General features: G+C 64.4%; 13 protein-coding genes. 10 read left to right on the top strand and 3 right to left on the bottom strand.

Annotated features, from left to right (window positions below; all coding sequences use genetic code 11):
• Positions 1–9 precede the first annotated feature (9 nt).
• The 5 genes from HKW67_RS02455 to HKW67_RS02435 all read left to right on the top strand — a co-directional run bounded on the left by HKW67_RS02455 (position 10) and on the right by HKW67_RS02435 (position 4,943).
• The gene (locus HKW67_RS02455) at positions 10–975 is read left to right on the top strand and encodes a carotenoid biosynthesis protein (RefSeq protein ID WP_171223889.1); all 966 of its coding nucleotides are present in this window, start codon (positions 10–12) and stop codon (positions 973–975) included.
• A gap of 70 nt (positions 976–1,045) precedes the next feature.
• Entirely contained in the window at positions 1,046–1,336 is a 291-nt protein-coding gene (locus HKW67_RS02450) for a hypothetical protein (RefSeq protein ID WP_171223888.1), read from the top strand.
• A 47-nt stretch (positions 1,337–1,383) separates the two neighbouring features.
• Complete coding sequence (locus HKW67_RS02445; protein WP_171223887.1) at positions 1,384–2,895, top strand: phytoene desaturase; 1,512 nt, start codon at positions 1,384–1,386, stop codon at positions 2,893–2,895.
• Positions 2,896–3,027: 132 nt separating this feature from the next.
• Positions 3,028–4,272, top strand: a complete 1,245-nt coding sequence (gene tig, locus HKW67_RS02440) for a trigger factor (protein ID WP_171223886.1) — start codon at positions 3,028–3,030, stop codon at positions 4,270–4,272.
• Between the two features lie 56 nt (positions 4,273–4,328).
• Positions 4,329–4,943 carry an ATP-dependent Clp protease proteolytic subunit gene (locus HKW67_RS02435; protein WP_171223885.1) on the top strand — a complete coding sequence of 205 codons (615 nt, stop codon included), beginning with the start codon at positions 4,329–4,331 and terminating at the stop codon, positions 4,941–4,943.
• A gap of 142 nt (positions 4,944–5,085) precedes the next feature.
• On the opposite strand, the gene HKW67_RS02430 is transcribed toward HKW67_RS02435, so the two are convergent.
• On the bottom strand, positions 5,086–6,405 hold the full coding sequence (locus tag HKW67_RS02430) for a cytochrome P450 (RefSeq protein WP_206044577.1): 1,320 nt from the start codon (positions 6,403–6,405) through the stop codon (positions 5,086–5,088).
• Positions 6,406–6,457: 52 nt separating this feature from the next.
• A complete protein-coding gene (locus HKW67_RS02425; RefSeq protein ID WP_171223884.1) occupies positions 6,458–7,192 on the bottom strand; it encodes a hypothetical protein in 735 nt (244 codons plus the stop codon).
• A 313-nt stretch (positions 7,193–7,505) separates the two neighbouring features.
• Between HKW67_RS02425 and clpX the strand changes: the two genes are divergently transcribed.
• From clpX to HKW67_RS02405, 4 genes are read left to right on the top strand one after another with little or no spacing between them, the layout of a single operon-like run.
• Complete coding sequence (clpX, locus tag HKW67_RS02420) at positions 7,506–8,768, top strand: ATP-dependent Clp protease ATP-binding subunit ClpX (RefSeq protein WP_171223883.1); 1,263 nt, start codon at positions 7,506–7,508, stop codon at positions 8,766–8,768.
• The gene (gene lon / locus HKW67_RS02415) at positions 8,765–11,164 is read left to right on the top strand and encodes an endopeptidase La (protein WP_171227514.1); all 2,400 of its coding nucleotides are present in this window, start codon (positions 8,765–8,767) and stop codon (positions 11,162–11,164) included. The genes clpX and lon overlap by 4 nt, the downstream gene beginning before the upstream one ends.
• Positions 11,161–11,871, top strand: a complete 711-nt coding sequence (gene yihA, locus HKW67_RS02410) for a ribosome biogenesis GTP-binding protein YihA/YsxC (protein WP_206044576.1) — start codon at positions 11,161–11,163, stop codon at positions 11,869–11,871. The genes lon and yihA overlap by 4 nt, the downstream gene beginning before the upstream one ends.
• Positions 11,868–12,557: a hypothetical protein gene (locus HKW67_RS02405; RefSeq protein ID WP_171223882.1), complete on the top strand. Its 690-nt coding sequence runs from the start codon at positions 11,868–11,870 to the stop codon at positions 12,555–12,557. Before yihA ends, HKW67_RS02405 begins: the two co-directional genes overlap by 4 nt.
• Before the next feature lie 27 nt (positions 12,558–12,584).
• On the opposite strand, the gene HKW67_RS02400 is transcribed toward HKW67_RS02405, so the two are convergent.
• Entirely contained in the window at positions 12,585–13,055 is a 471-nt protein-coding gene (locus HKW67_RS02400; protein ID WP_171223881.1) for an NUDIX domain-containing protein, read from the bottom strand.
• A 111-nt stretch (positions 13,056–13,166) separates the two neighbouring features.
• Here HKW67_RS02400 and HKW67_RS02395 point away from each other — a divergent pair, with 111 nt between their 5' ends.
• On the top strand, positions 13,167–14,687 hold the full coding sequence (locus HKW67_RS02395) for an anthranilate synthase component I family protein (protein ID WP_171223880.1): 1,521 nt from the start codon (positions 13,167–13,169) through the stop codon (positions 14,685–14,687).
• Positions 14,688–14,691: the final 4 nt, after the last annotated feature.

Below are 14,691 nucleotides of genomic sequence, written 5' to 3'. Positions count from 1 at the left end.
GCTCCTCGTATGACCGCTTCTACCGACCTTCGGGATACCCTGCGGGACAGCTCACCGTCCACGCTGCTCAAGATTGCCGGTCTCACCTTGCTCGGGCACGCGTTCTTCAGTGCGTTTTCCGCGTTCGCGTTCGCCACGTTCCTCGTGCCGCCGTATCCCGAGTGGCTGCAGACCGCGCAGAACCAGAAGGTGATGGCCGTGGGCTTCGCCTATGGCGGTGCCACCACGGTCACCCTCGGTGCCATCGCCGGCCTCGCGTTCCTCGCGCACTGCATCGGCAGCCGGCGGGCGCTGCTCGTGTTCCTCGTGTCGTTCTGCCTGGCGTTCATCTCGGAATATGCCGGCACCGTCACCGACTATCCGTTTGGCGCGTACGAGTACACGAGCCAGCTGGGCTACAAGATGTTTGGCCGAGTGCCCTTCAACATCCCGACGTCGTGGTTCTACATGCTGGTCGCCTCGTTGGCGATCTGCGGACGCTTTCTGCCCGCGAAGGACGATAGCACGTCTAAATGGTACTGGGCGCTCATGGGCGGACTCGTGCTCACGGCGTGGGACGTCTCCATGGACCCCGCGATGGTGAAAACCAACCATTGGTTCTGGCAGATGGGCTCCCTTGCCGACCGCTCCGCCTTCGAGCAGTTCATTGGCAAGCCCATTTTCTTTGGCATGCCGATCACGAACTGGCTCGGCTGGCTGTTCACCGGCATCATCGTGGCGCGCGTCATGCTCGCCATCGTGCCGCCCACGACGTGGGTGTCCAAGGTCTCGCCGCATCGCTTGCCGATCACGCTGTACGCCTTGAACGGGCTCTTGCCGTTGGCCATCTGCTTCCGTCAGGACATGGTGCTGGCGGGTGTGCTTGGCACGATCGCCATGGCGATTCCCCTGTGGGCCGCGCTCCGCAACGACCCGCAGCCCCTCGGCATCACCGGGACGGCGCCGGTCGGTCGCGTCGCGGTCTCGGGCCGCTGATGGCGGGTAGGGACGACCGGCGAGTGGGCACCGCCGTACCGGCCAGTGCGTTAGCCTCATGAATGGTGTGATGGACCGACTCATCCCGATCTTCGATTCTGACGCGCTGCCCATCGGCATTCTCGTCCTCATCGTGATCGAGGCGGCGGTGCTGTACGTCTGGCAGCGTCGAAATCCGTCATCACCGTTGGGCTCGCCGAACACCGCGCGCATCGTCTCGTTTCTCGGGGCCGGCGGGTCGCTGGTCGCGGCAATGATCTTTCATCGCCGCCCGGAACCGTCTCCAGAGGGATTTGCGTTGGCGATGCTGGCGGCGCTCGTGATCCATCTCTGGCACATTACTGTGCTCCTTCGTCGCTGAACGTCGCGGCGGAGCGGCGCTCCCCGCTTTCTTCAGCACCTCCGTTCATGCGCATTGTTGTCATCGGCAGCGGCTTCGGCGGACTCGCCGCAGCCATTCGCCTGCAGGCACAGGGCCACGACGTCACGATTGTCGAGAAGCTCGACAAGGCCGGCGGCCGCGGATACGTCTTCGAACAGGATGGCTTCACGTTCGATGCCGGCCCGACGATCATCACCGCGCCGTGGCTCATCGACGAGCTGTTCGCGCTGACCGGCCGGAAAACCGAAGACTACATCAAGCTCGTCCTGCTCGATCCGTTTTATAACATCCGGTTCGAGGACGGCTCGGTCTTCCACTACAACGGCGACCGTGATGCGATCGTCCGTCAGGTCGGTGAATTCAACCCCGACGACGTCGCCGGTTATCTGAAGTTCCGTGAAAAGGCGTGGGAAATTTTCAACGTCGGCATGCCGCTCATCGACAAGCCGTTCCTGACGGCGGGCTCGATGATCAAGATGCTGCCCGACCTGATCCGCACCCGTTCCGATATTTCGGTGGCTGCCCTCGCCGACAAGTATCTCAAGGACGAGCGCCTGCGTCAGGTGTTCTCCTTTCATCCGCTGCTCGTGGGTGGCAACCCGTACAAGACGTCGTCGATGTACGCGCTGATCCACAAGTTGGAGCAGCAGTGGGGCGTGCTGTTCGCGATGGGGGGCACCGGCGCGCTGGTGCGCGCCTTGGTGCAGGCCTTCGAAGATCTCGGTGGCACGATCCGCTTCGAAAGCGAAGTCAAGGAGATCACCGTCGACGCGGCGCGTAAGCGCACCACCGGCGTAAAGCTGGTCAGCGGCGAAGTGTTCAAGGCGGATGCCGTGGTCTGCAACGGTGATGTGGCACAAGCCTATCGCACGCTGCTGCCGCCCGAGGTACGCCCATCGATGAGCAATGCCAAGGTCGAGCGCATGCGCTTCTCCATGTCGTTGTTCGTGATCTACTTCGGCACAGACCGGAAGTACGAAGACATCGCGCACCATGAGATCATCATGGGCCCGCGCTACAAGGCGCTGCTCGAGGACATTTTCGAGAAGAAGATCCTGGCCGACGATTTCTCGTTGTACCTGCACCGCCCCACCGCCACGGATCCATCGCTGGCGCCGCCAGGACACGACTGCTGGTACGTGCTCTCGCCGGTGCCGCACCTGGGCGGTGACGTCGACTGGGCCGCCGTGGGCGATCGCTACCGCGACCGCATCATGGGATATCTCGAAGAGCGCTATATGCCTGAGCTCAGCAAACACATCGTGAGCGAACGCCGGATCGACCCGCGGTACTTCGAGACGAACCTGAACAGCTATCTGGGCAGTGCCTTCGGCCCCGAACCGGTGCTTACGCAGTCAGCCTACATGCGGCCGCACAACGTGAGCCAGGACATCCCGAACCTATATTTTTGCGGCGCCGGTACCCATCCTGGCGCAGGAATTCCCGGCGTGATCTCCAGCGGCAAGATCGTCGCGGAGCTCATCGGCGGGGCGCCCGCCCGCGCCTTAGCTCCGGCCCCTGAGCTGTCGCTGCGCTGACCCACATGGGCCGGCGGCTATTTCACCGCTGGCTTCCTCCCCCGATGGCAGGGCGGCCGTTCGGACTTTTCCCGACGGCGGCCCTGTTTTCGCAGTTCACCCAGACTCCCTGCCTCACTTAGATTCCGCTGCATGACCATCACCATTACCCCGACCGAGAGCGCGGGAGTCTCGCGCCGGATGCAGATTTCGGTGCCGGCTGACACCGTCGCGTCCTACGAAGAAAAGGCGGCGCGCAAGTACGCGACGCAAGCCCGCATCCCCGGCTTCCGCCCCGGCAAGGCTCCGGCCGCGATGGTGCGCAAGCGCTACGCTGCTGAAGTCCGGCAGGAAGCGATTGAGCTCGCGATGAACGACGCCTTCCGTGAAGCCGTCGAACGCGAAGGGCTCAAGCTCGCCGCGCAGCCGCATGTGCATGATCTCAAGGCTGAACCCGGCCAGCCGCTCGAGTTCGAACTGCACTGCGAAGTGCGCCCTGAACTCGCGCTCGAGAAACTCGAAGGCTTCACGGTCACCCGTCGCGACTCGATCGTGACCGACGACCTGATCGAAGAGCAGATCGAGAAGATTCGCGAGCAGAAGGCGGATTGGGCGCCGGTCGAAGACAAGCCGGCCCCCGGTGACATGGTCACGGTGATGCTCTCGACGGCCGATGCTGATGGCTCCCTGCCTGAAGGCAAGGAGTATCGTCTCGTGCTCGGCGGCGGACAGGCGATCGCCGGCATCGAAGAGCTCATCATGGAAACCGCCCCCGGCGGCACCACCGAGCGTCAGGTGCGTTGGCCCGAAGACTTCCCCGACGAATCGCAGCGTGGCAGCACGAAGCTTGTGCGCGTCGTGCTCACCGATGTGAAGCGCAAGTCGCTTCCGGCGCTCGATGACGCGTTCGCGCGTGAGCTCGGCGACTTCGATACGGTGCAGATCCTGCGCGACGCCGTGCGCACCGACATGGGCGAGCACTCGAAGCGCGAGGCCGATGCGGAAGTGCGTGGACAGATCATCGACCAGATCGTCGAGGCCAATCCGTTCGACGTGCCGAAGGCGTGGGTGATGCAGCTGGTCGACGGCTACATGCAGATGTACGGCGTGCCCGAGGCCGAGAAGCAGCGCTTCACGCAGGAATTCATTCCGATGGCCGAGCGTCAGGTCCGTCGCGATCTGATCATCGACACGATCGCCGAACGTGAGTCGCTCACCGCGAGCGCATCGGCCGTGGATGCCCGCATCGAGGAGCTCGCGAAGGCCCGGAACGTGGATCCTGGCCAGGTGTACGCGCAGCTGCAGAAGTCGGGTCGTTTGCAGGAGATCGAGCGTGAGCTCACCGAAGACCGCGTCTTCGGCTGGCTGCTCGAGAAGAATCCGGTCACGACGGCGTAATCACACGATCCCCGTTCGATACACCGCCCGACCAACCGTTTCAGGAGAGTCGTAGCATGGCATCGATTTACATGCCGTACATCATCGAGCGCTCAAGCCGTGGCGAGCGCACGTATGACATCTTCTCGCGTCTGTTGATGGACCGCATCGTGTTCCTGGGGTCGCCGATCAACGACGACGTCGCGAACATCATCATCGCGCAGATGCTGTTCCTCGAGGCCGATAACCCCGAGAAGCCGATCCATCTGTACATCAACTCGCCGGGCGGCAGCGTGTCAGCCGGCCTGGCGATGTACGACACCATGCAGTTCATCAAGGCGCCGGTGCACACCACGTGCATGGGCATGGCCGCCAGCATGGGCGCCTTCCTGCTCTGCGCCGGCGCCGCCGGCCATCGCAGCGCGTTGCCGCACTCGCGCATCATGATCCACCAGCCGTCGCAGAATGGCGGTGGTGGTTCGGCGTCGGATATCGAAATTCAGGCGCGCGAGATTCTGTATCTCCGCTCGAAAATGAACGAGCTGATGGCCAAGCACTCCGGCAAGCCGGTGGAGCAGGTCGAGCGCGATACCGATCGTGACCGTTTCATGAGCGCCGAAGACGCCAAGGTGTATGGCCTCGTCGACAACGTGATTCAGCATCAGGCGGAGTTGGTGGCGGTAGCGAAGTAAGTCGCGACTGAGAACAGCAAACTCCCTAGTGAGCAGGGGGGAGGGTATCAGGAAGGAGGGTGCAGGAACCGCGTGCGGTTCACCTGCTTCCTGCCTCCTGAAACCCTCCCCCCTGCTCACTAGGGAGTTTTCATTTTTCCCGCTACCGAACTTCTGCCACGCGCATCTCTATCTCCACCGCCGGCCTAGTCGTGAGCCGCGCAAATGGCCGCACGCTCTCCGCATCGAGCGTCGTGAAATCGAAGCCGCGCACGAGCGTCGCCAGGATCAACGCCGTCTCGATCGTGGCGAAGGCGGCACCGACGCAGATGCGTGGCCCCGCGCCAAAGGGGATGTAGGCGCCCGGCGTCATCTCGTGTTCGCGCTCGGGCAGGAACCGGTCCGGATCGAAGCGATCGGGGTTCACCCACATCTTCTGATGTCGGTGCATGCTCCACGGCGCGATCATCAACATCGTGCCGCGCTTCACGCGACGGCCGGCGATCTCAGTGTCCCGCGCCGCCACGCGCGGCAGGAACGTGATCGGTGGATACAACCGCAGCACTTCGCGGAAGAAATTGCGCACGTACGGCAACCGCTTGGTGTGCTCCAACAACACCGGCCCGTCGCCCACCACGCGCTCTACTTCCTCACGCATCCGCGCCACCACGTCGGGGCGTACGGACAGGATGTAGAACGCCCACGTGAGCGAGCTGGCCGTGGTTTCGTGTCCGGCCAGGAAGAACACGCCCAGCTGATCGATCAGCTCCTCGCGTGTGAACGGCTGGCCGGTGTCGGTGTCGCGGGCGTCGAGTACGGCACCGGCGATGTCGTCGAGTCCCTCGGTTGCCATGCGCGTGTCGAGCATCGTGCCGAGATGCTGGCGGATGCGCGCGCAGGCGTCGCGCACCGGCTGCGGCTGCGTCGTCGGCGACCACGGCTTGTCGAGCAGCAACCGTTTGATGTCGATGCTGCCGACCTGCCGCTCGAAGCGCATGAAGTCGTCGAAGACCTGCTGCGACGCCTCACCCTCGAGCGGTACCGAGAAGATCGTTCGCGTGATCACATCGGCGGTGAGATGGCTCATCGCGGCGTCGAGCGAGAACGTGTCGCCCGAGGCCGAGAGGGCGCGCAGGCGCGTCTCGAAGTCGTGCACCGCGGCCGCCATGAAATCGAAGGCGCGGTTGATCCGCATGTGCGAGAACGCCGGATCGACCATTTTCCGCTGCCGTCGCCACGTGTCGCCGCTGGTGACGAACATGGAATTGCCCACCAGATCCTCGAGCGCTTCCACGAACAGATCGTTCTTCGGAAAGAGATCGTGATCGGTGAGAATCTTGCTCACCCACACCGGGTCGTTGATCAGCAGGATGCCGCGGCGCGACGAGCCCAGTGGCGTGACCATCTCGCGGTAGGCGAGATCGGGGAGCAGGCTGAGTAAATCCTTCTGTCGGCGCCACAGCAGCCGCAGAAGCGACGTCACGGGCGCGCGAGGTACCGGCGCCGGCGGACGATACAGCGGGGACAGCGTCGCGTCAGGCACCCTGAGTGGTCATCCGCGCCGGCCGGCGCTGTGCAAGTCGAATGCGCATCTGGTGGTAGATGATGATGGCCAGACCGACCACCAACGGAATCGACCACATCTTCGGATTGAGCGCATTGTGCGGCATCAGGCGTACGAACCCGAAGGCCATGAAGGCGGTGTACACGGAGATCCCCGAGCCCACGATCGCCTTCACGTGCTCGAGCTGGTACGCGATGCGTGAGGGGGTCGGCGTGTAGATGAACCACAGGTTGGTGAGGCCCGAGGCCACCCCCACCACGGCGATGCCCATCATTAGCACTTCATTGATCAGCCAGCCGCGGTACGCACAGAGGAGCGCGGCGGCGATCACCAGCAGATTGAGTCCCACGTTGGGCCACCGGCGATTCTCCAGGTGCTGCTTCTTGTTGCGCACCGTGACCAGTCCGTGCCAGACCAAGCTGATCGTCAGGATCGCCAGATACAGCATCATCCAGCCGAAGATCCCCTGAATGCGGGCGGGAGGCCAATCGGTGAGGTGACTATGAGTGGCCACTGGGGCCAGGATGGTGTTCGTCCCCATGCCGAGCGCCATGGTCGCCGTCACGAACATCAGGTAAGCGTATACCGCGCCGAATTTTTTGTGGTTCTGCCCCCCTTTCTTGCCGAACACGGGGATCCAGAACAGCACCAGCCCGACGGCGCCGGTGGTGACGTGCACGAACAGGAACCATTTGAACGGCCACATGCCTTACCACTTCTCCCTCGGGAAGACCGCCCGGGTTCGCGGGACCACGCCTCTTTCCGGCCTCTGCCGGGTATGAGTTACGGTACGATACCCGTGTCGGTCACGCCAGCATGAAGTCCCCGATAAAATGCGGTCGCCGGGCGCAGCTTTTTGCCCCTCCTGCCGACACTCATCACGGAGGATTTTCCCCGGCTTCCCACCGGAAGACGGCCCGCTTCGCTTGACCCTGCGTGCCCAAGCGAGTTAACTGTATGTAGGTAGGTGGCTTGTCTCGCCACGCGCCGTCATCGATTGCCCACCGTTCCGGACCGACATGTCCCACGACAAGCATCTCCGCTGCTCATTCTGCGGCAAGTCCAAGGACGCCGTCCGAAAGTTCATTTCGGGCCCGTCGGTCTACATCTGCAACGAGTGCATCGCACTCTGCAATGAGATCCTGGCCGAGGACGAGGAACGGGAAGTGGCCGAAGCAATCACCCAGGTGCCGACGCCCCGGGAGATCAAGAACATCCTCGATCAGTACGTGATCGGGCAGGAGAACGCGAAGAAGGCGCTCGCCGTAGCGGTGTACAACCACTACAAGCGCATCAACGCGGCCGGCAACGCCCGTGAGGACGACGTCGAGCTCGACAAGTCGAACATCCTGCTTATCGGTCCGACCGGCACCGGCAAGACGCTGCTCGCGCAGACGCTTGCCCGCATCCTCGATGTGCCGTTCACGATCGCCGACGCCACGACCCTCACGGAAGCGGGCTACGTCGGTGAGGACGTCGAGAACATTCTGGTGCGGCTGCTGCAGGCCGGCGACTTCAACGTCGCCGAGTGCGAGCGCGGCATCGTCTACATCGACGAAATCGACAAGATCGCGCGCAAGTCGGAAAACCCCAGCATCACGCGTGACGTGTCGGGCGAGGGCGTGCAGCAGGCGCTCCTCAAGATTCTCGAAGGCACCGTCGCCAGCGTTCCGCCGCAGGGTGGCCGCAAGCATCCGCAGCAGGAATACATCCAGATCAACACCAAGGATATCCTGTTCATTTGCGGTGGCGCGTTCGACGGTCTCGAGAAGATCATCGAGGCCCGCACCGGACGCCGCCAGCTTGGCTTCGACACCAAGAAGGGCGACGGCAAGGTGGTCTCGATCAAGCAGACCACCCCGAAGACCCCGTTCGCGGAAGTCGAGCCCGATGATCTGCTCCGCTTCGGTATCATCCCCGAACTCGTGGGCCGCTTGCCGGTGTGCGTGCCCCTCGAAGCGCTCGACGAAGATTCGCTCGTCCAGATCCTCAAGGAACCGAAGAACGCGCTCACGAAGCAGTACCAGCGTCTCTTCGGACTCGAGGACGTGAAGATCACCTTCGAAGAGTCTGCCCTTCGCGCCGTCGCCAGCAAGGCGCTGCGTCGTGGCACTGGTGCGCGCGGTCTGCGCGCCATTCTTGAAGAAACCCTACAGGACACGATGTTCGACCTTCCCACCCGGGATGACGTGGTCGAAGTTCGCGTCACGGAAGCCTCCGTCTTGCACGGCGGTCCACCGCTCCTCGAAATCGCGCCTAAGCGGCAGAAGAAGGAAGCCTGAGCACGAACCGCACTTCAAGGACCGGCAGCCTACGGCTGCCGGTCCTTCCACTTCGCGACGTAGTGTTGTTCCCCCACGTCGCCATGCCCCTCCTGATCGGACGCGAGGGATCGCTGGCCGCCGTCAGCGCGGCGACCGACGGCACGCAAGAGCTGCTGCTTGTCACGCAGCGTGACGCCGACGTGCAGGCGCCCGGCTCGTCCGACTTGCACCGCGTGGGCGTGCTCGCGCGCTTGCAGCAGGTCACGCGGCTCGCTGGCGGTACCACCAAGATTCTGGTAGAAGCGGTCTCTCGGGTGAGCGTGCAGCGCTACACGTCCTCGCGCAGCAGTGCCTTGCTCGAGGCGCGCGTCACGCCGTTGCCGTTACGCCCGATCAGCGCGAAATCGGTTCCGCGCGACCAGGCGCACGCCACGCTGCGGCACGCGCTCACCATGTTCGAGGAGTACGCCAGCCTCCAGCGGCGTCTGCCTCCCGAGGTCGTCGGGCTGCTGCAGGCGCTCGACGATGAACAGCGCATTGCCTTCGGCATCGCCGCCCATTTGCAGGTGCCCATCGAACAGCGGCAGCGCCTGCTCGAGGCGCCCACGCTGGCCGAGCTGGCGTCCCAGCTCGTCACGGTGCTTGGCAGCGAACTCGAGCTACTCAAGCTCGAGAAGAAGCTCGATGAACAGGTGCGCGGATCGCTCTTTCAGAATCAGCGCGAGTTCTACCTGCAGGAGCAGCTGCGCGCGATTCACAAGGAACTCGGGCAGGAAGACGGCGATGAGTTCGAGGACCTCTCCACGCAGGTCGTCGAGCGCGGATTGCCGCTGGCCGTGGCCACGCGGGCGCATCGTGAACTGCGAAAGCTCAAGCGCAGCTCGCCCATGTCGCCCGATGCCACGGTGACCCGTGGTTGGCTCGACTGGGCGCTCAATCTGCCGTGGACCGCACGCTCCGACGACACCATCGATCTCGATCACGCGCGCTCGGTGCTCGAAGCCGATCATTACGGCCTCGAGGAAGTGAAGGAACGCATCCTCGATTACATCGCGGTGCTTGGCCGCGTCGGTCACCTGCCCGGCCCTATTCTCTGCCTGGTCGGTCCGCCCGGCGTCGGCAAGACATCACTCGGCAAATCCATCGCGCATGCGCTCGGCCGCAAGTTCGTGCGTATGGCGCTCGGCGGTGTACGCGACGAAGCGGAAATTCGCGGTCACCGACGCACGTACATCGGCGCCCTGCCCGGTCGTATCATTCAGGCGATGCGGCGCGCGGAAACGATCAACCCGGTTATTCTGCTCGACGAAGTCGACAAGCTCGGCAGCGACTGGCGCGGTGATCCGGCGGCCGCGCTGCTCGAGGTCCTCGATCCAGAACAGCATCACGCGTTCAACGATCATTTCCTCGAAGTCGACTACGATCTGTCGCAGGTGCTGTTCCTGACGACGGCCAACTCGCTGGCGTCGATTCCCGAGGCGCTGCGCGATCGCATGGAGATCATCCGGTTGCCGGGCTACCTCGAGCCGGAAAAGATCACGATCGCCCGTCGCTTCCTGTTGCCGCGCCAGTTGGCGGCGCATGGCATTCCGCCGGAACAGGTCACGCTCGAACCGAACGTGCTTTCGGCGCTGATCCGTGGATGGACGCGTGAAGCCGGTGTACGCGATCTCGACCGTCGCATCGCGCGCTTGTCGCGAAAGCTCGCGCGCCGGTCCCTCGCGCCGGAGGCGAAGGTTGTCATCACCAAGGACGAACTGCCGTCGATGCTGGGCCCAGCCCCGCACGATGAACAAGAGAGCGGCCTCCGCGATCAGGTGGGTGTGGCGTCGGGACTCGCCTACACGCATGTGGGTGGCGAATTGCTCGAGATCGAAGTGAGTGTCGTGCCCGGACGCGGACGCTTGCAACTCACCGGTACGCTCGGGGATGTGATCAAGGAATCAGCGGCCGCCGCGCTCAGCTACGTGCGCTCGCGTGCGCATGCGATGGGGCTGCCAGCCGACTTCCATCGCACGCGCGATATTCACGTGCATTTGCCTGCCGGCGCGACCCCGAAAGACGGACCGTCGGCCGGTATCGCGCTGGCCACCGCACTCACCAGCGCACTCACGGGCATCCCCGTGCGTGGAGACGTGGCGATGACGGGCGAGATCACGTTGCGGGGCCGTGTGTTGCCTATTGGCGGCGTACGTGAAAAGGGCGTGGCTGCGCACCGTCATCACATCTCGCATGTGATCGTGCCGCAGGGCAACGCCAAGGATCTGGCGGAGCTGCCCGAAGATGTCCGGAACGAAGTGACGTGGCATCCCGTGCGCACGATGGATGAAGTGCTCGCGTTGGCGCTGCGTTCTCCCCTGCCCGAAGTGAGTGATGCGATGGTGATCGATTCCGAGATGGAGCGCCCCACGTGAGCGATTCGTCTCCCCTGGTCGCCGACGCCGGCACGCCGGTCGTCGCGCCGCGCATCGACCCGTTGGTCATCAAGAGCCTGGAGTATCTCGGGCCGATGGCGAAGCAAGGTGGATGGCGTCCCGACCCCGACTTGCCGGAGATCGCCTTCGCCGGCCGCTCCAACGTGGGCAAGTCGTCGCTGCTCAATCGGCTCATGCGTCGCAAATCATTTGCGCGTGTCAGTAACACGCCGGGGCGTACGCGCGAGATTCACTTCTTCAACGTGAACAAGTTGTTCTGCCTGGCCGACCTTCCGGGGTACGGCTACGCGAAGATCTCGAAGGCGCGCAAGGCGGAGTGGCGCCCGCTGATCGAAGGGTATCTGAAGGACAGCCCGTTGTTGCGGGGCGTGGTGCAACTGCTCGACGTGCGCCATGATCCCACCGAAGACGACCTCACGATGCTCGACTTCCTCGCCGATCTCGGAGTGCCGACGATCTTCGCGGTGACCAAGATTGACAAGCTGCGCAAGCTCGAAGTGAAGCCGCGTCTCGAAACGCTCTCGAAGTTTCTCGGGTTGGACATCGATCAGATCGTCCCGTTCAGTGCCACCACGGGCCTCGGTCGCGATGAACTGGCGTCGGCACTGATCGACTTGCTGGCGCTGCCCGACTGGAAGATTCCGGAGGACCAGCCAGACGAACCGTCTGAATCGGAGGCGACGTGATGTTGTCAGCGAAGCACACCCTGTTGGCTGCGCTCGTGTGCGTCGTCGGCGCCTGCGCGTCGACGTCCGCCATCGTGGCGCAGGTCCCGCCGGTCATGCCGCCGGCCGGTCAGTCGGGCACGCAGGGGGACACCCTCGATCCGAACTGGATTCCCGCCGGCTTCGGCACGCTGCGTCAGGACGACATCGCGCTCAAAGTCTCGCCGGCAAACGGATTGCAAGTGCGCGCCATCCCGCTCGACGAGCGGATCATCCGGCTGCTGTCTCCCGACTCGTACCGGTCGCTGCGTGAGCTCGTGACCAGCAAGGATCGCGACCTGCTCGCAGTGAAGGAGCGGAACCGGCTGCCGAGCTACTCGATCTGGTACGTGAGCTTTTTTGCACAGGAACAGGGCGAAACGCGCTTCTCGCCGCAGGAGTTCATCATCAACAACACGGGGCGTGATTTTCGTCCGCTCGACATGCTGCCGATCACGCCGGGCTTCGGCGAGTACCGCCTGAAACAGCGTGAAGTGCAGTCGGCGCTGCTGATTTTCGACGGGCAGATCGACGTGAATCAACCGATCTCGGCGCTCATGGAGAGCACGCCCAGTGTGACCGATTGGAACCGCGTCATCCAGCGCATCGAGCGCGAACGGTCGCTGGTGCGCTCGCGCGCCGCGGCCGCACCGAAGCCGCCCGCCTGACCTGCAACTGCGGCGCGGCGTCAGGCGTCAGGCGTCGGGAACACGCAGCACGTCTTCTACAGCACCGGCATCGCCATCGCGCAGCAGATGCATCGCGTAGCGCACGGCTTCGTGTTCGCGCGGCCAGGCGAGGTGCTTGATGGCCGCGGTGGGCGTGCGCCAGGCCGTGGTATCGTGTTCGTTGCTCAGCATCACCACGCTGGCGTGCTCCACGACGGCGGCGAAAACGACGGCCATCTGGATCGTGTTGCGCGGCGTCAGGTAGAATGGGTTCACGGCGAGCGTGTACAGCCGCTGGACCACCATGCCGGTTTCCTCCAGGACTTCCCGGCGCGCCGCGGCGGCCGGCAGCTCGCCCGGCTCGATACTGCCGTGTACAAGCTCCCAGGCGCCCGTACAGCGCACGCCGGCCGCCCGGCGAAGGGTGAGCACCCGCCAGCGGTCGCGGCGGCCGTGGGGAGCCGGGGCGAGGACAACGACATCGACCACACCAGCCACGATTTGTACGTCAGCGGTCGGGATGACGGACCGTGCGGAACTTGAAGGGTTCATAACCAATGCTACCCGGTCGCTTGCCCTGCAGCGAGCGCGGCGGCGAACTTCCCCGTGATGACAGCTCTCGATGATTTCCGCGCTCGTGCGATGCAGTGCCGCGCCACCGGTGGACTCGTCCCCGTGTGGAGCGACTGCCTGCTCGATCTCTGCACGCCCGTTTCGGCGTTCGCCAAACTTCGCCGTGGACCGTTCGCCTTCCTCCTCGAGTCGGCGCCGGCCGGAGGTGAGTCGTGGGCGCGCTACACCTACCTCGGCACCGAGCCGCGCGGTGCCTGGCGCCTACGCGACGGGGTCGTCGAGGACTGGAACGACGCGCAGGGATGGCATGGCGCGCGTACCCCGACCGATCCGATCGCCGACCTGCGCGATATCGTGCGGGACATGCGACCGGTGCCGGCCCCGGAACTCGGCGCCCTCTGGAGCGGTGCGATCGGCTTTTTCGCGTACGACGTGGTGCGGCACATCGAGAAGCTGCCGAACTCGCCGCCGCGCGCGCTGAACTATCCCGACGCCTGCTTCGTGTTTACGAAAGCGCTGGTCGTGATCGACAACTGGCGCGGGCAGGCCCGCGTGATCGTGTCCGTGCCCGTGCCGGCCGTCGTCTCCGACGCCGCGCTCGATGCGCTGCATGCGGACGCCGTGCATACGCTGGCCGATACGATCGCCCGCTTGCAGGGGCCGGATGTGCTGCCGCCGCTCACGCTCAACGAATCGGCACCGGCCGCCGTCGCGCAGTCGAACTACGCGCGCGAGGATTTCATTCGCGACGTGGGGCGCATCAAGGAGTACATCCTGTCGGGCGATGTGTTTCAGGCGTTGCTGGCCCGGCGCATGTCGGTGCCCCTCGACTTCGATACCACCACGCTGTATCGCGCGCTGCGAGCCCTCAATCCGTCGCCGTACATGTATCACCTCATGCTCGACGGCATGGAACTCGTGGGCAGCTCACCGGAACTATTGGTGCGTGTGGCCGACGGCACGCTCACGGTACGTCCGATCGCCGGCACGCGTCCACGCGGCAAGACAGCCGAAGAGGATGCGGCCCTCGCCGCCGAACTGCTGGCTGACGAGAAGGAGCGCGCCGAGCATGTAATGCTGGTCGATCTCGGCCGCAACGACGTGGGCCGTCTCGCCCGCTATGGCACCGTGCGCGTCACCGACCTCATGACCGTCGAGCGCTACTCGCACGTGTTCCACATCGTGAGTCAGGTGGAAGGCGAACTGGCCGATGGCTCGAGCGCGCTCGATGCGTTCCGCGCCGTGTTCCCCGCTGGCACGATGACGGGCGCACCGAAGGTGCGCGCGATGGAGATCATTGACGAGCTCGAGCCCGAGCGTCGCGGGGCCTATGCCGGCGCGATCGGATTCATCGGGGCCGGCGATACGCGCATGGACTTGGCAATCACGATCCGTACCTGCGTCATCGCCGACGGCGTGGCCTCGGTGCAGGCGGGCGCTGGCATCGTGCACGATTCGGTGCCGGAGAGCGAGTGGGCGGAAACGGAGAACAAGGCGCGCGCCTTGCTCACCGCCATCGGCCGCGCTCGCGCCGCGTCGTCAGACACCGCGTCGTAGGAAT

Source organism: Gemmatimonas groenlandica, assembly GCF_013004105.1.
GTDB lineage: Bacteria > Gemmatimonadota > Gemmatimonadetes > Gemmatimonadales > Gemmatimonadaceae > Gemmatimonas > Gemmatimonas groenlandica.
Note: the sequence above shows the minus strand (reverse complement) of the source record. Positions and strands in the feature narration are given on the sequence as shown.